At 38.9% G+C, this 19,024-nt stretch carries 16 protein-coding genes; 13 read left to right on the top strand and 3 right to left on the bottom strand.

All coding sequences use genetic code 11. From position 1 onward, the window contains the following. Positions 1 to 39 precede the first annotated feature (39 nt). The 3 genes from EW142_RS12875 to EW142_RS12865 all read left to right on the top strand — a co-directional run bounded on the left by EW142_RS12875 (position 40) and on the right by EW142_RS12865 (position 3,993). Positions 40 to 1,230 (top strand): phosphoglycerate kinase, encoded by a 1,191-nt coding sequence (locus tag EW142_RS12875; protein ID WP_130614464.1) that lies wholly within the window; start codon positions 40 to 42, stop codon positions 1,228 to 1,230. Between the two features lie 117 nt (positions 1,231 to 1,347). Continuing rightward, a complete protein-coding gene (locus tag EW142_RS12870) occupies positions 1,348 to 2,988 on the top strand; it encodes a lytic transglycosylase domain-containing protein (protein ID WP_417935788.1) in 1,641 nt (546 codons plus the stop codon). A gap of 12 nt (positions 2,989 to 3,000) precedes the next feature. Next, a complete protein-coding gene (locus EW142_RS12865; RefSeq protein ID WP_130614462.1) occupies positions 3,001 to 3,993 on the top strand; it encodes a DUF4837 family protein in 993 nt (330 codons plus the stop codon). 78 nt (positions 3,994 to 4,071) lie between these two features. On the opposite strand, the gene EW142_RS16740 is transcribed toward EW142_RS12865, so the two are convergent. The 3 genes from EW142_RS16740 to tatA form a co-directional block, all read right to left on the bottom strand. Continuing rightward, a complete protein-coding gene (locus tag EW142_RS16740) occupies positions 4,072 to 4,242 on the bottom strand; it encodes a DUF6747 family protein (protein WP_165395280.1) in 171 nt (56 codons plus the stop codon). Positions 4,243 to 4,506: 264 nt separating this feature from the next. Then, on the bottom strand, positions 4,507 to 6,552 hold the full coding sequence (locus EW142_RS12860; RefSeq protein WP_130614460.1) for an OmpA family protein: 2,046 nt from the start codon (positions 6,550 to 6,552) through the stop codon (positions 4,507 to 4,509). A gap of 217 nt (positions 6,553 to 6,769) precedes the next feature. After that, the gene (tatA, locus tag EW142_RS12855) at positions 6,770 to 6,964 is read right to left on the bottom strand and encodes a twin-arginine translocase TatA/TatE family subunit (protein WP_130614458.1); all 195 of its coding nucleotides are present in this window, start codon (positions 6,962 to 6,964) and stop codon (positions 6,770 to 6,772) included. A 163-nt stretch (positions 6,965 to 7,127) separates the two neighbouring features. Here tatA and EW142_RS12850 point away from each other — a divergent pair, with 163 nt between their 5' ends. From EW142_RS12850 to EW142_RS12805, 10 genes are all read left to right on the top strand, one after another. Continuing rightward, positions 7,128 to 7,997, top strand: a complete 870-nt coding sequence (locus tag EW142_RS12850) for a M23 family metallopeptidase (protein ID WP_130614456.1) — start codon at positions 7,128 to 7,130, stop codon at positions 7,995 to 7,997. After that, positions 7,998 to 9,494, top strand: coding sequence for a GH3 auxin-responsive promoter family protein (locus EW142_RS12845; RefSeq protein WP_130614454.1), 1,497 nt, complete (start codon positions 7,998 to 8,000; stop codon positions 9,492 to 9,494). Between the two features lie 56 nt (positions 9,495 to 9,550). After that, a complete protein-coding gene (locus EW142_RS12840) occupies positions 9,551 to 11,236 on the top strand; it encodes a DUF6909 family protein (protein ID WP_130614452.1) in 1,686 nt (561 codons plus the stop codon). Between the two features lies 1 nt (position 11,237). Continuing rightward, the gene (locus EW142_RS12835; protein WP_130614451.1) at positions 11,238 to 12,227 is read left to right on the top strand and encodes a hypothetical protein; all 990 of its coding nucleotides are present in this window, start codon (positions 11,238 to 11,240) and stop codon (positions 12,225 to 12,227) included. A 143-nt stretch (positions 12,228 to 12,370) separates the two neighbouring features. Continuing rightward, entirely contained in the window at positions 12,371 to 13,450 is a 1,080-nt protein-coding gene (gene wecB, locus EW142_RS12830) for a non-hydrolyzing UDP-N-acetylglucosamine 2-epimerase (RefSeq protein WP_240740238.1), read from the top strand. A gap of 1 nt (position 13,451) precedes the next feature. After that, complete coding sequence (wecC, locus tag EW142_RS12825; RefSeq protein WP_130614447.1) at positions 13,452 to 14,666, top strand: UDP-N-acetyl-D-mannosamine dehydrogenase; 1,215 nt, start codon at positions 13,452 to 13,454, stop codon at positions 14,664 to 14,666. An 81-nt stretch (positions 14,667 to 14,747) separates the two neighbouring features. Further along, positions 14,748 to 16,085 (top strand): lipopolysaccharide biosynthesis protein, encoded by a 1,338-nt coding sequence (locus EW142_RS12820; RefSeq protein WP_165395279.1) that lies wholly within the window; start codon positions 14,748 to 14,750, stop codon positions 16,083 to 16,085. Continuing rightward, positions 16,082 to 16,852 (top strand): FkbM family methyltransferase, encoded by a 771-nt coding sequence (locus EW142_RS12815; protein WP_130614443.1) that lies wholly within the window; start codon positions 16,082 to 16,084, stop codon positions 16,850 to 16,852. The genes EW142_RS12820 and EW142_RS12815 overlap by 4 nt, the downstream gene beginning before the upstream one ends. 2 nt (positions 16,853 to 16,854) lie before the next feature. Next, the gene (locus EW142_RS12810; protein ID WP_130614442.1) at positions 16,855 to 17,835 is read left to right on the top strand and encodes a hypothetical protein; all 981 of its coding nucleotides are present in this window, start codon (positions 16,855 to 16,857) and stop codon (positions 17,833 to 17,835) included. A gap of 380 nt (positions 17,836 to 18,215) precedes the next feature. Further along, positions 18,216 to 18,989, top strand: coding sequence for a hypothetical protein (locus tag EW142_RS12805; RefSeq protein ID WP_130614440.1), 774 nt, complete (start codon positions 18,216 to 18,218; stop codon positions 18,987 to 18,989). Positions 18,990 to 19,024 lie beyond the last annotated feature (35 nt).

The following is a 19,024-nucleotide window of genomic DNA, read 5'->3' as shown; positions in this document are numbered from 1 at the left end:
AGGAAATCTTTACTTTTGAAAGCGCATAAATCCAAGCAGATGAAAACCATAGATGATTTCAATTTTGAAAGTAAAAAGGCTCTTATTAGAGTGGACTTCAATGTCCCCTTGAATCAAGACTTCGAGGTTACCGACACCAGTAGAATTGCTGCAGCAACACCTACCATACTCAAGGTTTTGGAAGATGGGGGCAGTGCCATTCTGATGAGCCACTTGGGTAGACCGAAAGGCAAGGTAAATCCAGACATGTCGCTTTCCCATATCTGCGAAAAAGTCTCTGAAATCATTGGGGTTCAGGTTAAGTTTGCTGAGGATTGCGTTGGGGATAAGGCCAAAGCAGCAGCCGGCGCGCTTGAAAATGGGGAGGTATTGTTATTGGAAAATCTACGTTTCCACGCAGAGGAAGAAGCTGGTGACGATGCTTTTGCAGAGCAACTTTCAAAACTTGGGGATGTCTATGTAAACGATGCTTTTGGAACCGCGCATAGGGCCCATGCTTCTACTACCATTGTGGCTAAATTCTTCCCAGAGAATAAGTGTTTTGGTTATTTATTGGCCAAAGAAATAAAGGCAATTGAAAAGGTGATGCAAACCGGTGAGAAGCCGGTTACCGCAATTTTGGGCGGGGCAAAGGTGTCTTCAAAAATAACCATCATTGAGAATATTTTGGATAAAGTCGACCATCTGATAATCGGTGGTGGAATGACCTATACTTTTATCAAAGCGCAGGGCGGAAACGTAGGTGACTCCATTTGCGAGGATGATAAAATGGATTTGGCCCTGGACATTTTAAAACAAGCTAAAGCCAAAGGAGTTGAAGTTCACCTGCCGGTCGACGTGTTGGCTGCAGATGATTTTAGCAATGAGGCGGACACCCAGTTCGTTAGTGTTGATGAAATCCCAGATAGTTGGCAAGGCTTGGATGCCGGACCCCAAACTTTGGAAAACTTCAAGAAGGTCATTTTGGCATCAAAGACTATTTTATGGAATGGCCCGGTAGGCGTTTTTGAAATGGAAAACTTCGCCAAGGGGACCATAGCAGTTGGCAACGCCATAGATGAAGCCACTCAAAATGGGGCCTTCTCATTGGTCGGAGGCGGTGATTCTGTTGCTGCAGTGAAGCAATTTGGGTTTCAAGATAAGGTGAGTTATGTCTCTACAGGGGGAGGCGCCATGCTAGAAAGTTTGGAAGGCAAAACCTTACCGGGAATTGCTGCAATATTGGACTAACTCCCACGTTGTTAATTCATAAGAAGCTTAGGCTTTAACTTTTGTTTTGCTCCGAAAGTTTTAGTTTTTCGGAAAAAAACACCATTTTCGTTTGTTTCAAACCAAACCTTTACCAAAATGTACCAAAGCGTGAGAACGACTTTATATATTGCAATGCTCTTTGTTGGCCCTTTTTTGACGGCTCAGCAAAGTGACTCACTTGCTTTGACATCTTCAAGAACCAAGGAGCTGGCCATTCCTGCCATGCGAACGGATTCGACCGAAATTGAGCAAGTTGACATCTCTGAAAGCAATACTTCGTCTACGAAGATTGATGGTGAAATTCCCTTGACCTTTACAGGCAAAAGCAGTGAATTTCAACTAAAAGATTTAGAGGTGGCTTCAAAATATGACAGCCTTTGGCTTACCGAGCTTCACAAAAGTGCCGAATGGTTTACAGAGATGCAGGATGAGGTGCAAAATCCTTTGGAAGAAGATAATACAAGTATAGATTTACCCACTGATACCTTAAAGGCTCGATTGGCCCGGTTGAACGAAAAAACACCTTTTAATATTTCCTATAACCCATCATTGGAAAGTGTGATTAAATCATTTTTGATTCGCAAAAAAGGACTGATGGAGCGCATGCTGACGGCCAGCCAATTCTATTTTCCACTCTTTGAACAAGAATTGGACAACCATGATATCCCTTTGGAAATTAAATACTTGGCTATTGTAGAATCTGCTTTAAACCCAAGGGCACGCTCCAGGGTTGGGGCAAAAGGCTTATGGCAGTTTATGTTCAGCACCGGAAAAATGTACGGTTTAAATGTGAGTAGTTACATTGATGAACGAAACGACCCTATCTTGGCTACAAAAGCGGCTTGTAAATACTTGGACAAGCTTCATGACATTTTTGGTGATTGGGATTTGGCCCTTGCTGCGTACAATTCAGGACCAGGGAATGTAAATAAGGCCATCAGAAGGTCAGGCGGATATAAAAACTATTGGAACATTAGACGAAACCTTCCACGTGAAACCGCAGGATATGTGCCTGCTTTTTTGGCAACCATGTACATTTTTGAGTACGCAGAAGAGCATGGATTGCGAAAAGAAAATATTGAGCGCCCCTATTTTCAGACAGACACGGTGCATGTAAAGAACCTAATCACGTTTGACCAAATTTCAAAACTTGTCGATATCAGCAAGGAAGAATTGGAAATGCTGAATCCAGCATACAAGCTGAACATTATTCCCAAAATAAAAGGCAAGACCTATGCCCTTCGTTTACCGGTCTCTAAAATCGGGAAGTTTGTAAATAACGAAAACGCCATCTATGCCTATGCAAAAAAAGAGCTGGACTCTTTGGAAAAGCCGTTGCCTCAATTGGTGGAGACCAAAAACCAAATTAGGTACAAGGTAAGAAGCGGGGATTACTTGGGGAAAATTGCTGAACGATACGGAGTTGGCGTAAGTCAAATAAAAAGATGGAATGGACTGCGAAGCAACAATCTTAGAATTGGGCAGAGGTTGACTATATTTCCAAGAAAACCTTATTTTCAAAAAACGGTTGCTCAGGGCAAAACCTCAAAGTCTAACAAGACCCCGAGTTCTACAAAAGGGGCTAAGGTCCATACCGTACAAAGCGGAGACTCCCTTTGGACCATTTCAAGAAAATATCCTGGAATTTCCATTGAAAATTTACGAGAATGGAACGGTCTTAGTGGTAATAACCTAAAACCAGGCACAAAGTTGAAATTGTGCGATTGTTCTTCGTAAATTTAACACAAGATGAAAAAGATCAGGACACTATTTTTTGTTGCCATAAGCGTGGCAATAATTATCTCATGCAACAATTCTGGACCTAAAAAAAGGTTTCTTCCACCCTCTACAGGAGGCATTAATTCATTGATGGTAGTAATGGATACTGAATTATGGCAAGGAGGTATCGGAGATAAGATACGGGAATACTTTGCTGCCCCGGTATTGGGATTACCCCAAGGAGAGCCCATTTTTAGCATCACACAAATTCCACCTCAAGTCTTCAAAGGCGGAGTAACGCATTCCCGGTCAGTATTGTTTGTGGAACAAGACACCCTTTCGCTCACCCATATAAAGGACAATGTGTACGCTACCCCCCAGAAAGTTGCCGTTATCAAAGGGGAGACCTATAACGATCTTGAGGGAGGCGTTGAAGAACTCGCCCAAGCTGCAATAGCCGCATTCAAGCATGTCGAAATTACAGAAGCCCAAAAAAGGTTTACACGATCCTTAAGCAAGGAAACGGCCCTTCAAGAAGAGTTTGGCATCAGCTTAAAAGTTCCTTCGCTATATAAAGTGGGACGACGTGAAAAGAACTTCGTTTGGATGGACATTCAAATCCCAAAAGGGACTATGAATATCATTGCCTATGAGATGCCTTTGGAAAGCTTTGAAAGCGATTCCACCTTTGTAGGAGATATTATTAAAATGCGAGATTCTATTGGTGAAAAATATGTTCCAGGGCCTTATGAAAACACCTTTATGATGACGGAAAAAGCTTTTGCGCCTTATGTGTTTCCCGCCGAAATTGGGGGTAAAAAGGCAGCTGAGGTTAGAGGTATTTGGGAGATTAACGGCTATCCTATGGCAGGACCTTTCCTAACATATATAATCAACGATAAGGAAAACAACAGAAAGTTGGTCTTAGAAGGATTCACCTTTGCTCCTTCCGCCGAGAAAAGAGATTATATGTTCGAATTGGAAGCGATATTAAGAACCATAAAGTTTGATATGGGATCTTAAACGTTCTTCCAGTATGCAAAAAAGCCCAGCATGTTAATTGCCGGGCTTTTTTGTTCTTTAAATGCTTAACGTGATTTTTTAATCAAAAGCGAATCCTGTGGACAATCTGTAAACAAAAGCGTAAAGCACAATAAAGAACATAACAAAACAGAACCACGAGAACAGTTTAAAGTAGCGCTGCAATAGGATATGGCCTAGGTTTCTAAATGCATCTAAATAAATTTCTTTGACAAGTATTAATTTCTTCATATGTAAGCGTTTTAAGATTTAAAGACAAGACAAAATTTGGCATTTAGGACCGCTATTGGAAAATGAAAAGATAAAAGGCAGAAAAAGAGTGATAAATGACATTCTTATTGTTGATACACTATGAACCTTTTGGTTTGATCGATGAACTGCAAATTTTGCAAAGTCCTTCGTCGAGAGCTTTATTCGATGAACTGCCGATTTTAATTTTATCCATAAAAAAAGCCCCTTGATTTTGGGGCCGTTCTATAGATTTTGGGAAATACGTCACATGGAAATGATGATAAACTCCGATCTTCGATTGAGTTTGTGTAGCTCCCTGGAACAACGCACGCCATCCGAGCAATCATTGAGCAGGTTCTCTTCCCCAAAACCGATGGCACTTTCAATTCGGGAGGCATCAATACCTTTTGAGATAATATAATTCCTTGACGATTTGGCCCTTTTGTCCGATAGGTACTTATTGTATGCTTTACTTCCCCAAGAGTCGGTGTGGGATTCAATACGGATCACCATATCAGGATAAGCTCTCATAACCTCAACCAACTTGTCGAGCTCCTCTGCTGCTTGCGGTTTGATGTTGAACTTATCAAAATCAAAATAAATGGCCTCGGTCTCAATTTTGAGCACACCTTTTTCCTCAGCAATTACTTCCTTAAGCCTTTTTAAAGTTTGTGTTACACTGATACTCTCGTTGGGTTTTGTCCGCACCTGTGTTTTTTCCTCAAAATAACCGTCCTTAACCGATACTACATTATAATCGGCATTGGGTTCCAGATTCTCAAAAACGAAACTGCCGTTTTCATCAGTGACTATCTCCGATACTTTTTCTCCATTTTCATCAAAAAGGGCAACGGTGGTACCAGGAATCAGGTCGTGAGTGGTACTGTCATTGACAACCCCTGAGATTGCAGTAAGATTCAGCAATTGTTTAAAGGAGTAAATATCGTCATCACCCTTCCCTCCTTTTCTGTTTGAGGCAAAGTATCCCTTTTGGGTCTTTTCATCCACGATATAGGAAAAATCATCCCTATTGCTATTAATGGGCTTACCAAGATTTACAGCTACACTGAAGAATCCTTCGGCATGGTCTGATTTATAAATGTCTAATCCACCCATGCCCATGGCACGATCCGAGGAAAAATAAATTGCGTTGTCCGTTACGTAGGGGAACATTTCTTTTTTGGACGTGTTAATGGTTCTGCCCAAGTTTGTTGGTTCAGAAAATTTCCCGTTCTCCAATATGTCTACCACGTATATATCTGTTCCGCCATAGCCCCCTGGCCTGTCTGAAACGAAGTACATTTTTTGACCATCTGGGCTTATCGCGGGATGACCATTGGAGTAATTTTCACTGTTGAAAGGGAGTTCCACGGCCTTGGTCCAGTTTCCATCAACAAAGTTGGACTTATAAATTTTGAGGTGATTCACACCATTTTTACCTCTTCTTAACTTCTTGCCATAATTGTTTCTTGTGAAATAAATGGTCTTCTGGTCAGGAGAAAAGGCTACGGAAGCCTCGTGGTACTTGGTGTTGATGTTTTTCGAAAGCTTTTTGGCCTGTACCAGGTCCTCACCTTCTTCATTGGTTTTTGCAGTATATAGATCCAAAAAAGGTTGATTGTTCCAACGATATTTTCTTGTGGTGAGAAACGAAGAGTCTACCGCCGAAGAGAAAACAACCTGCCCCTCATGGTGAAACATAGGGGCAAAGTCAGAATACTGCGAATTGATGGATACATTTTTAACGGCAATACGGGAAGAAAAATCCCGAATGGTATTATTTTCGGAAGATATCGCATCTGAAGGCGCACGATTTTTTTGAAACATTTTAGTTAATCGTTCCGCTCGTTTATAGCGCCCTGTAGCTTTTAAACTATGAGTGTACTTAAAAAACTTGTCCTCTGGGATATCATCCTTGTGTATTTGGTACAGCTTGTGGTACCATTTGTATGCCTTTTCAAGGTTTCCGCTGTAGTAATGGGAGTCGCCCGCTTTGGATAGTAGATCGAATGTTACTTTGGTCTCTCCTTTTTCAAGTACGATATCATAAATACGTGCGGCTTCGGCATACCACATTTTCTCAAAATAGTTATTGGCTTGGCGTATAAGTTTGGCAGTTGTGCCTTTTTCCTTTACAAATTTATGCAGTTCCTTATTCGATAAAGTGTCCAAGGATTGAAATGAAGGGCCCTCTTGGTTTTGAGCAACCAGTTCCGTTTCCTGTTCATCCTGAAAATCAAGATGGGAAATAGATTGGGCATATGACCCAAACAGGGATAAAAAGCAAAGTGCTAAAATGAGGTTTTTCATTATCACTCCTTTCTAACACATAATGGTTAGGAATAGACGTGAAATCGCAATCCGTGCGAAATCTTAAACAAAAATAGATTAAGGGTGCAGGGGAAGTAAGTTTTTGTTGTGAAAAAGAACTTTTAAGGAGTGAATACGCCAAAAATGTTGTTTTTCATCGATAAGGCCTTGAAAAAAAAGGGCTTAGCTAGCCTATCAAAACACCTTAAAACTGAATTTAGGAGTCCGATTCTTTCGGGCCCTCCAATTTTTCGTCATCTTTTGAAGCGTCCTTAAACTCTTTGATTCCGCTACCGAGACCTCTCATAAGTTCAGGTATTTTTTTTCCGCCAAAAAGAAGAAGCACGACGAGCACAATCAATACAATCTGCCAGGGACCCAGCATTCCAAGAAAAATATTTTGAAGAATCATGATTTTTTCCTTTCAAATTAAAGATAAAGGTACTAAAAGTACCCGATAACAATACGTAAATAACGAAAATTAGCATTTCTAATTGTGATGGTACGGCAAAGTGTAGGGCACATTTTAAAAAGCTTAACATCTTAATTAAAATCTAAGATTATCTTTGTTGGACATGGCAAAAGACAAAAAGAAAAGAAAAGAGCTAAGGCGGAAGCTACTGCATAAGTACCGTTTGGTCATTTTAAACGAGAATACTTTTGAGGAAAAGATATCGTTTAAGCTGAATCGATTGAACGTTTTTGTTACGGGAACACTCTTTATAATCGTTCTGATTGGACTTACCACTTTGATTATTGCCTTTACTCCCTTAAGGGAGTATATTCCTGGTTATTCGTCCACTCGTCTCAAAAGGCAGGCCACAGAGCTTACCTATAAGACGGATTCTTTGGTAACCGTTTTAGACTATACTAATCGGTATTTAGACAATATTCGTCTCGTTCTTAGTGGTGATATTGAAAATAATGTGGTTAACCGCGATTCTTTGTTTGAAAAGTTCAAATTGGATCCTTCAACCATAGATTTGACCCCTATTCGTGAGGATTTGTTGCTTAGGGAGGAAGTAGAGCTCGAAGACAAGTACAACCTTTTTGAACGCAATATTGAAAACGTTGAGACCCTGCTTTTTTCACCTATTAGCGGTACGATATCGCAAAAGTTTGATGCTCGCATCAAGCATTATGCTATTGATATTGTAGCTCCTAAACAAACCCCGGTAAAAAGCATTGCAAATGGAACCGTTGTTTTTGCCGAATGGACATCCCAAACCGGTTATGTCATTATTATTGAGCACCAAGATGATCTTACATCTGTCTATAAACATAATGGTTCATTGAGTAAATCGCAAGGAGATTTGGTGCGTGCAGGAGAGGTAATAGCAGAAGTTGGAAACACGGGAGAGCTCACCACCGGCCCTCATCTTCATCTAGAACTGTGGAAAAATGGCAAGCCCGTTGACCCCCTAAATTACATCGACTTTAAATAAATGTCCTTAAAAGCATTCGCGGCAAGACTGTTTGCGCATAAAGTAGCGCGTAAAAACAACAAGTGGATAAAAAATCCAATTGAAACGCAAAGGAAAGTCTTCGAGGAGCTTATTCGTAAAGCCGGGGAGACCCAATTCGGAAAAGATCACCGCTTCAACCAAATTAAAAACCATTCTGATTTTGTGGAAAGGGTTCCCGTAAGGGATTATGAACAACTGAAGAATTATGTTGATCAAATCATCAATGGCCAAAATGATGTATTGTGGCCTGGTAAACCCATCTATTTTGCAAAAACCTCGGGAACCACATCCGGAGCGAAATATATTCCCATTACAAAGGATTCCATCAAATATCACATCAACGCATCACGCGATGCCATATTGAGCTACATCCATGAAACAGGAAACACCAATTTTGTGGATGGCCGGATGATTTTTTTGCAGGGCAGTCCTTTGCTGGAGGAAAAGAATGGAATTAAGCTGGGAAGACTTTCAGGCATCTCTGCCCATTACGTGCCCAACTACCTTCAGAAGAACCGATTGCCAAGTTGGGAGACCAATTGCATTGAAGATTGGGAAACCAAGGTGGAAAAAATAATTGAAGAGACCCAAAACGAGGATATGACTGTTATTGCAGGAATTCCTTCTTGGGTGCAAATGTATTTTGAGAGGCTCCATGCCAAAACAGGCAAGAAGATCGGCGACCTTTTTAAAAATTTTCAACTATTTATTTATGGAGGTGTAAACTACCAGCCCTATAAAGCAAAGTTTGAAAATTTGATAGGCCGAAAGGTCGATAGCATCGAATTGTTTCCGGCCAGTGAGGGATTTTTTGCCTATCAAGACTCCCAAAATGAACCTGGAATGCTTTTACTTCTGAATTCAGGAATGTTCTATGAATTCATAAAGGCGGACGAGTTTTTTGAGGAAAACCCTAGACGGTTGACTTTGGCGGAAGTTGAGCTTCAAATGGACTATGCCCTAATTATCTCTACCAATGCTGGTCTATGGGCGTATAATATTGGAGATACCGTTCGGTTTGTTTCTTTGAACCCCTATAGAATTGTAGTTTCTGGAAGAATCAAACATTTTATTTCGGCCTTTGGGGAGCATGTCATTGCAAAAGAAGTTGAAGAAGCTTTGAATCAGGCCGTCTCCGAGTCGGATGCTTTAGTGAACGAGTTCAGTGTCGCTCCCCAAACATCACCTTCGGAGGAGGAATTGCCGTACCATGAATGGTTCATTGAATTTGAGAGGCCTCCAGAAAACATTTCAAAATTTGCCGAAACCATAGATAAATCCATGCAAAAACAGAATAGCTATTATTTTGATTTGATTGAGGGTAAAATTTTACAACCCCTAAAAATATGCCAGGTTCGTCCAGGTGGATTTCAAGACTATATGAAATCCATTGGCAAATTGGGAGGCCAAAACAAGGTGCAGCGTTTGGCCAATGATCGAAAGGTAGCAGAAGGTTTGTCCCCTTTCAAGAAATAGACCACAACAAACGATACGCTTTCAGAGGAATTCGTGTATTTTTGCCCAAATTTACCATGGCTATACCAGTAAAACAGACAACCAGGGCACAAGAATCCACCAACGCCATAGAGCGTCTCTACATAACCATGCGCCATTTACTCAACCGTGGTTTTTATAAACCTTCGGGTGTTTCCGGGAATGCGCTGCGAACTGCTCTTTTGGTATTGCGGCCCGAAATTTATGGTTCCATTGCGGAAGATAAAGCCGAACTCAATGGACTTATTTACGTTTTAGAACGTCTTCCTGAAGGTATAGAAGAATGTAGGTTTATCAATTTGACCTCAGACGAAGGTTTTTCAAAATCCCATTTAAAGGCGATTATCCCTCCCAAACGAAGGAGGAATTGTTATCGCATTGATGAAGAACAAATGAACATTGAGATTACCCGTGGGCGAAGCGATATTTACGATATTTTGACCCACCTTACCTTCCTTTTTGTAGAGTCTGGAAAGATTTGCAAAAGGGTTTTGGTCGAAGATGGGAAGGCTACCATAAGGGATTGGGACAAGTTGGAGGAATTTGTCAAGCAGGAGGAAAAAGAAGAATCGGAGCGGGAAGTTGCCCTCATCCATACAGCCAACATCTTGGGAAGAACCTTTGATGAGGTTGTGGAGATGCATTCCAAATTGAATAATGCCAAGGAGGAAGACCGTTTCCTTAATTTGATTTACTGGTTGGGAAAACTGGCCATAGAGGAAGAGACTACTGGAAACAAAAGAACTATTACTTTCAGCCCATTGCTTAGGGAAAGATTGGGGCATCATATCCATGGGGAACGCTGGGCGGACTCCATAAAGAACGCTTTGGTTGAACATAAATTGACAACAAGGCCCATTCATATCATAAGTGCTAACATGCATAGTGTGATGAACTCCCTTTTTGCACGCAAGGCATTGGCCAAAGAGTTTCCCGATTTACAGTCTTTGGAAATTTACGAAGGGTTGAGCAATGTAAAGAACAAGAAATTGCAAGATAGGGTAAGGGCAGTTGCCGAAAAGAACGGGATGATTTTCATAGACGATGAGTCAGGGGCCAACATCGATGTTCAAATTTTTGATACCGCTAAATTTGGCAAAGATGTCTGCTGTTATGATTTCCAAACGAGTATTTCTGACGATGAAAAACCCGTTATCTTTGTAATGGATTATGCGTTTGGAGAACAAGCCTATGAAACTATTGATGAGCTTTTGAAACCTATTGTTAATGATACCAATAGGATATTCTTAAATGTGGACTCCGTTTCGATTATGGGCAAAGCTGGTATTTTGGAAGGAGGAAAAGGAGATTTGATGATACCCAATGCCCACATCTTTGAAGGCACAGCAGATAATTACCCTTTTAAAAATGAGCTCTGTGCAAAGGATTTTGAAGGCTATGGTCTTAGGGTAATGGAAGGCACTATGGTTACCGTTTTGGGAACATCATTACAAAACAAAGATGTCTTGAGGTTTTTTCACGAATCCACATGGAATGTAATTGGATTGGAAATGGAGGGCGTACATTATCAAAAGGCCATTCAATCCGCATCCAAAATTAGAAAGAGCATAAAGAAAGATGTCAAGGTTAGATATGCTTACTACGCATCTGATAACCCTTTGGAAACTGGAAGTACATTGGCCTCCGGTGGACTGGGAACAACGGGGGTAAAACCTACCTATCTAATTACAGACAGAATTTTAAAACAAATATTCGGCATATAAAATGGCAGACCAACCGGCAAAACAAAATAACTCGGATGAAATCGATTTGGGACAACTGTTTCAAATGATTGGCAGAGGCTTCAACAAAATTGGAATCGCCTTTTTAAGACTATTTCTCTATGTTAAGAAACGAGCCTTTATTTTAGGAGGCCTTATCGTTTTAGGTATAGGAATTGGTTATGGTTTAAACCAAATTGTTGAGAAAAAAATGAAGATAGAGGTTATTGTGAAACCTAATTTGGATAGTGAAAACTACCTTTATGATGTTGTTAATGAAATTCAAAGCAATATCAGAACCAAAGACACTTTTTTTTTTAAAAGCATCGGGGCACCAATAGAAGAATTGAGCCAATACAAGGTTTCCGTGACACCTATCGAACAGAAAAAAAATATTAAAGGGGACTTGGAATATCTTCAGCTACTTGAGAAATTCAGAAATGATGAACAATTCCAAGATATCGTCCGTAAAGAACTGTTGAAAAGCAGTGTATTGAACCATCGCATAATCTTTTCATTCAGAGACCCTTCAAAAGGCCCTCTATTTTCGGAAAAAGTCATGGCCTACATCAATTCAGCAGAGTACTACAAAGAACTCATACTTACCAGTAACCGAAATGCAAAAAATCGGATTGAGCTCAATGAATTGCTTATTGACCAAATAGATGAATTAATTCAAAAGTATACCTCAGGGCTTGATCAGAAAACCAATCAGAATCTAGATGGGCGCATCTTATTGGATAATGAGGAACCAATGGATTTGACAGGTTTACTGAGACTGAAGAACTCTTTGATTGAAAACACCCAAAGGAAGGAAATAGAACTTCGCGAGCAAACCCAAGCCATAAACGTTATTAATTTTGGACGTACCCAGAGTATGGAAAAATCTTTTTTTGGGCAGAAATTGGTCCTATTGCCAACTGTTTTCTTGTTTTTGTTTTTCACTTTTGAGATAATAAGTTACTTAAATCGAAAGTCGTCTGAATTGTTATGAATGCAGTTATCCGAATACATTCCCTTTTTGCATGAACGCGCATTTTGACATGCATTATTTAATTATTGTCTATTTAGAAATTCATCGATTTGAAAAAAAAGAAAAACTTAATTGTATTTGGAACAAGACCAGAGGCCATAAAGATGGCACCATTGGTAAAGGAATTCGAAAAGCATGGCGATAGTTTTCTGACAAAGGTTTGCGTAACGGCCCAGCATCGGGAAATGCTAGATCAAGTTTTGGACTTTTTTGAAATTATTCCCGATTACGATTTGGATTTGATGAAGCCAAACCAAGACTTATTTTCACTTACGGGAGATATATTGATTAATCTAAAACCCATCTTACAAGAGTTTTCACCTGACTTCGTTTATGTACACGGTGATACGACAACTACGATGGCGGCTTCAATCGCATCGTTTTATTCAGGTTCCAAAGTTTGTCATGTGGAGGCAGGACTAAGAACTTTTAATAGATACGCTCCGTTCCCGGAAGAAGTAAACCGTTCTATTACAGCTGTGGTTTCAAGTGTTCACTTCGCACCTACGACCACCTCAAAAAACAATTTGCTTCTGGAAAACAAGAAAGAAGATGAGATTCTTGTGACTGGCAATACAGTGATAGACGCATTAGAATTTAGTGTCGATAAGGTAAACTCTCCTCATTTTAAGGACAAGGATATTGAAAATGTCAAGAAGTTTTTGGACGAATCAAAAAAAATCATTTTGGTAACTGGTCACCGTCGGGAAAATCATGGTCAGGGATTCATAAACATTTGCAATGCACTTAAGCAAATTGCCAAAGAGAATGAGGATTGCCAAATTATTTACCCAGTTCATCTCAACCCCAATGTTCAGAAACCCGTTTATGAGCTTTTGCAAAACATCAATAACCTCTATTTAATTGACCCCATTTCTTATCCTTCTTTTATTTGGTTAATGAACAAGTCTTACTTGATAATTACAGATAGCGGAGGGGTCCAAGAGGAAGCACCAAGTCTTGGTAAACCTGTATTGGTAATGCGGGATACTACCGAACGACCCGAGGCTGTGGAAGTAGGAACGGTACTGCTGGTGGGAACAGATAAACACAAAATTGTTAAGGAAGCCAATAGGCTGCTTGTCGATGAAGATGCTTATTCCAAAATGAGTAGGCTCCATAATCCTTATGGAGATGGGAAGGCATGTTTAAGAATTATTGATTACATCAAAAATCTGTATTAGAATGGAGAATCCAGAAGTAGTAATGATGGGCTTGGGTTATATAGGCTTGCCTACTGCCGCGCTTATTGCTAAAAACAAAACAAAGGTATTAGGAGTGGACGTCAATCCACAGGTTGTGGAAACAATCAATGCAGGAAAAATACATATAGTTGAACCTGACCTAGACACATCAGTGGCCGCTGCGGTGGCAAATGGTTATCTGGAAGCAGAAATTGCTCCTAAGAAAGCCAACACATACCTGATAGTTGTACCGACACCCTTTAAAGGTAAAAACGAGCCAGACATTTCTTTTGTCCAAGCCGCCACCAAGGCAATACTCCCCTTGTTGAAGGAAGGAGATTTATATATCATTGAGTCCACCTCACCGGTCGGGACTACTGAAAAGATGCGCGATTTGATTTACACGGAAAGGCTAGACCTAGAAGGAAAACTACATATTGCCTACTGCCCGGAAAGAGTGTTACCTGGTAATGTTATGTATGAATTGGTCCACAATGACAGGGTTATTGGAGGGATTGATAGCGAATCAACAGAAAAGGCTGTGGATTTTTACAGGAAATATGTAAAAGGAAAATTACATGAGACAAATGCCAGAACTGCAGAAATGTGCAAGTTAGTGGAAAATTCATCTAGGGATGTGCAAATTGCTTTTGCAAATGAACTTTCACTGATATGCGATAAGGCATCAATAAATGTTTGGGAACTTATTGATTTGGCGAACAAACATCCAAGAGTAAATATTTTAAGACCAGGGTGCGGGGTCGGAGGGCACTGTATTGCGGTGGACCCCTATTTCATTGTATCAGATTACCCTATGGAATCGCAACTTATTGGAAAGGCAAGGGAAATAAACAATTACAAGGCCTTTTGGTGTGCAGAGAAAGTAAAGAATGCAAAATTGGAATTTCAACTTAAACATGGGAAAAAACCAAGAATTGCCCTTATGGGCCTTGCTTTTAAACCCGACATTGACGATTTGAGGGAATCACCGGCCAAGTATATTGTACAAAAAGTGCTGCAAGATGCGAATGACGAAGAGTACTATATTGTCGAGCCCAATATTGAAGAACACAAAATTTTTAAACTTACTGACTATAAGGAAGCTGTTGTAATTGCAGACCTAATTGTTTTTTTGGTAGCACATAAGGAATTCAAAAATTTGATTATCGATAGTGGTAAGGACGTTTTAGATTTTTGTGGTGTTCTTCACCAATAGTCAATAAGTATATACTATGACCTGTATTCATAGGAGTTTTATGTAGACTTCTTTGAAGGCTAAATTCAATTAATTATTCCTTTGAAGCTTTTTAAGACCGCAATTTTTAAAAAGATATTCTATAATGCAGGTATTCTCGCATCTGGCAGTGTAACCTCTTCAATTATAGGTCTTGTTTCTTTTGCTCTAATAGCAAGAATCCTGGAGGCAGAACTATTTGGAGTCTTGGCATTAGTGCAGGCATATGCACTGATAATTGATAAGATTTTAAATTTTCAGTCTTGGCAGGCTCTTATAAAGTATGGCTCCGAAACTTTGAAAGATGACAGGAAAGAGGATTTGACCTCTTTACTAAGATTGGGTTTCTCGCTGGATGTAGGCACAGCCATATTAGCTTCGGTCACAGGCTGTATTTTGGCATATGTTGTTGGTTATTTTTTGGGGTGGTCAGACTTGAAAGCACAAATGGCTTCATTGTTTTCAATTGCCATACTATTTAATATTGAAGGCACCCCTACCGCCATCCTTAGACTATTCAATAGCTTCAAACATTTTGCTATTGGTAGCGTTGGCGCCGCCATATTGAAACTTGTTTTGGTTGTAATCGGTTATTACTTGGAATCCGGCCTGATCTATTTCGTTATAGTTACAATGCTGTCGCAAATTGGCGGCTATATATATTTGATTTTAAGTAGTTTGTCGCTTTTGAACAAAAAGAAAATAGGTCTAGGTAAATACGTTCCCAATTACAAGGAAATAAAGAATACGGCAAATAGTTTCGAGGGTCTAAAAAGCTTTATTTGGACCACCAACCTTCATGGCACAGTACGTATGGCAACACTAAATTTAGATGTTATTCTTGTTGACACGCTTTTGGGAAGTGTAGCTACAGGTCTTTATAAAGTAGCGAAGCAATTTGCCAAAATATTCACACAGTTTTCGCAGCCGCTGTACAAATCAATTTATCCAGAGCTTGCCAGATTATGGTCGGAAAATAAAACCACGGAATTCGCATCAGTAATTAAAAAGTTTTCTTTTATTACTTTTATTTTCGGAATAATAGCGCTATTGTGCTTTGTGGTTTTTGGAGAAGACATTATTTATTTAACGGTTGGGGAGAATTACTTGGGTAGTTTACCAACCTTACTTTGGTATTTATGTGGAGCTGTTCTTTCCATGACAGCCTTCCCTATAACGCCAGCTGTTTTGGCCATGGGTTATCCAAGAATTTCTTTTAAGGTATTACTATTATCTACTTTATTATATTTTTCGTTCTTCTTTTTTTTGGTAGAGTTTTTTGGTCTTCAAGGCGCAGGCATATCGTATTTGCTACTTTATATATTTTGGTCAATTATTATGACTTTTTATTATTATAAGTACTTAAGAAAAGAAGTGATCACCAACAAGAATATAGAATGAGATTCCTTTTACATTTATACAGATATATCAAGACCTTTGGAATGAAAGGGGTTGAAATTTTTTTTAAGATTAAATTTGAAAAAACCGACAATGTTTTTTTACCAAACTCACCAGTTCCTTTTACTCTAAGAAGGCATACCAGTGACCTGCCGACCTTTAGGCATATTTTCCTTGAAAAACAGTATGAAATTGCCTTGGGGTTCGAACCGGAATTTATAATTGACGCAGGAGCCAATATAGGCTTGGCAGCAATATACTTTGTAAACAAATACCCTGACACGAAAATAGCTTGCATTGAACCTGAGGACTCAAATTTTGAAATGTTAGAGCAAAATGTTCATGGATATCCGAATATTGAATGTCATAAAAATGCTCTTTCAAATATTGATGGAGAAACGATAAGTTTAATTGACAGTGGGCAAGGTAAATGGGGCTTTATGACGGAAAAAACGGAAAATTTCGTTGATGGCAATATTGCTTCAAACTTGACAACCATATCCATACCGCATCTGATGGAGCTTTATAATTTGACATCCATTGATGTCGTTAAAATTGATATTGAAGGAGCTGAAAAAGAACTTTTTGAATCTAATTTTGAGGACTGGCTGCCCAAAACACGATGTCTCATTATTGAGCTTCACGACAGAAAAAAGCCTGGATGTTCCAAAAGTCTTTTCAAAGCTGTAAGTCAATATGATTTCATCTTTTCGCATAAAGGAGAGAATCTTATTTTTTTAAATGCAGAAATGGATTCAACAACAAAATAATTGTGAAATCAAAATCCATTTTCTGCGAATCAAGAATTGACTATAAATACGAAAATGTCTTTTCACGATTGGATGGCATAAATACAATTGAGGGCACGTATCTTCATCTTTTAAAGCAATTACTAAAAAGCAAGGATTCAAGGTATCACATCAGGTATATTTCCTACAGAGGCAAGATTCTTACACCACTGAGAATATTGGTCATTTTCTTTGTTTGTAAGTTAACTGGCTCTAGAATCTTATGGTCATGTCATAATATTTATGAACACAATGTGCCTTCCAAAAGAGAAAATGATTTTTTAAGATTCATACTATGCAGGGTATCAAATAAAATAGTAGTATTTCACGAAGACATAAAAAAAGAACTTCCAAAATGGGCTAAAAAGAAGATTTTCGTTGCCTGCTTTGGAAACTATAGATCGTTTATTGAAAATCAGAACGAACCAAATGAAGAATTTTTAAAAGGCTATCAAGAATGGCTTAAAGCCAACAACAAGACGAATCCTGACATCATTTCCGTATCTGCAGCGAAAAGAAATAATCTTAAACCTTTGATATTGGGAGTTCAAGAAAAAAAACTGAGTACTTTAATTATTGCACCAAACCGAAAAAATCAAATCCTTAAAGGCCAATACAAGAATATCTTTTTCTTTTCCGGATTTGTGAGGAAGGAGCTAAAGACAATTTTGAACACAAGGGAAAAGATAATTGGCTACATCGGTCATGATAACATGTCGGTACCAACATCAATCTATATGTATGCAAGCTATGGAATACCCATACTATGTTTAGACCATAAGCCACTGAATACGATTATTCACGATTACAAAATTGGTGTTGTCGTCAAAGACTCCTCTTCGATTGGTGAATGTTATCAGAATATTCAAAAGAATTATGATTTTTATAAAACCAATTGCTCTCACTTCCTGGAAAAAAACTCCTGGGATAGGTCAGCAGAGGTGCATGCAAAGGTGTTTTTATGATACTTTTTTCCTTATTGTTGTTATTGGCATTAATACCTTATTTTCTTAAAAAAAGGCTCTCAAGTTTTGTAATCATATTGGGTCTTTGTTTCGTGACCTATTTTCTTTTTTTAATTGAGTTTCTTACTGGAAATGTCGATTATCTAATTAGTGACGGGCTGAAGTATTTTGAAGAGCCTGAGGTATGGATTGCAAATATTGATAGATCTTTTTGGGGATATGTCAACTATGTGGAAAAGTATTGGGATCCACTCGGTGGTATCTTCATTAAGATTATCAATATTCCCATTCTCTTACTGTTCCTGTATTATTTTCAAAAAACCTTCCCACTTATCAAATCTCCCTATATTTTCATCTTCTTTTATCCCTACCTATTGTTTTTGGCCATTTCCAATTTAAGGGATTTGTTGATTTGGCTATTGGCTATTTTGATAATAAGAAATTACAATAAAAGGGAGATAAATTGGTATGTGTTTGCAGTTTTTTGTTCAATTGCCCTTTATATGTTAAGACCATTTATGCTGGCAACCGTATGGTTGGCGGTTATATTTTTTGAAATAGGCCCGTTCATTAAAAACCTGATTACTAAAATTAATGTAAAAAGAATAGCGAGCTTCCTAGTATTTGTCCTGGCCCTAGGAATAGTTGTGTTTTTTGCCTCTCCAACAATAGGGAAAAAAATACGATCCTATCAATACAACGCAACTTATCTAGTAACCAAGGGATACGAAGAAAGGGCAAAACAAAGAAGAGCAGATGGAGTGATAGATGCTTCAAATATGCCAAAAGCAATATTTATGAGCCATGTTAGATACGTTCTAACCCCAATGCCCCATGCAATTGTTGAAAGAATGTTTTCTTCAGAACTATCAACAGAATACGGCATTACCAGTGAAGCGCTAAGACTTTATACACAATTGGTCTATTACTTTATACTCATATGGCTTCTTTTTAATTTGAGAACTGTCTATAGGTCACTCAGAATTTTGGTGTTTGAGCAAAAAGCTTTTTTATTGTGGCTTTTGGCATTCTTACCTATATACTCCATAGCACATTTTGGAGGGTCCCACCAACGATTAAAGCTGCCGTTTCAACTTCTTTTGCTGATTCTATTCATTTACAGTAGACATTTCAAAAAAATGAGGGAAATTTGAGCTTATAAATCCCCAACCTTTTCGATTTAAGGGGC

The organism is Flagellimonas allohymeniacidonis (assembly GCF_004296335.1).
Lineage (GTDB): Bacteria > Bacteroidota > Bacteroidia > Flavobacteriales > Flavobacteriaceae > Flagellimonas > Flagellimonas allohymeniacidonis.
Note: the sequence above shows the minus strand (reverse complement) of the source record. Positions and strands in the feature narration are given on the sequence as shown.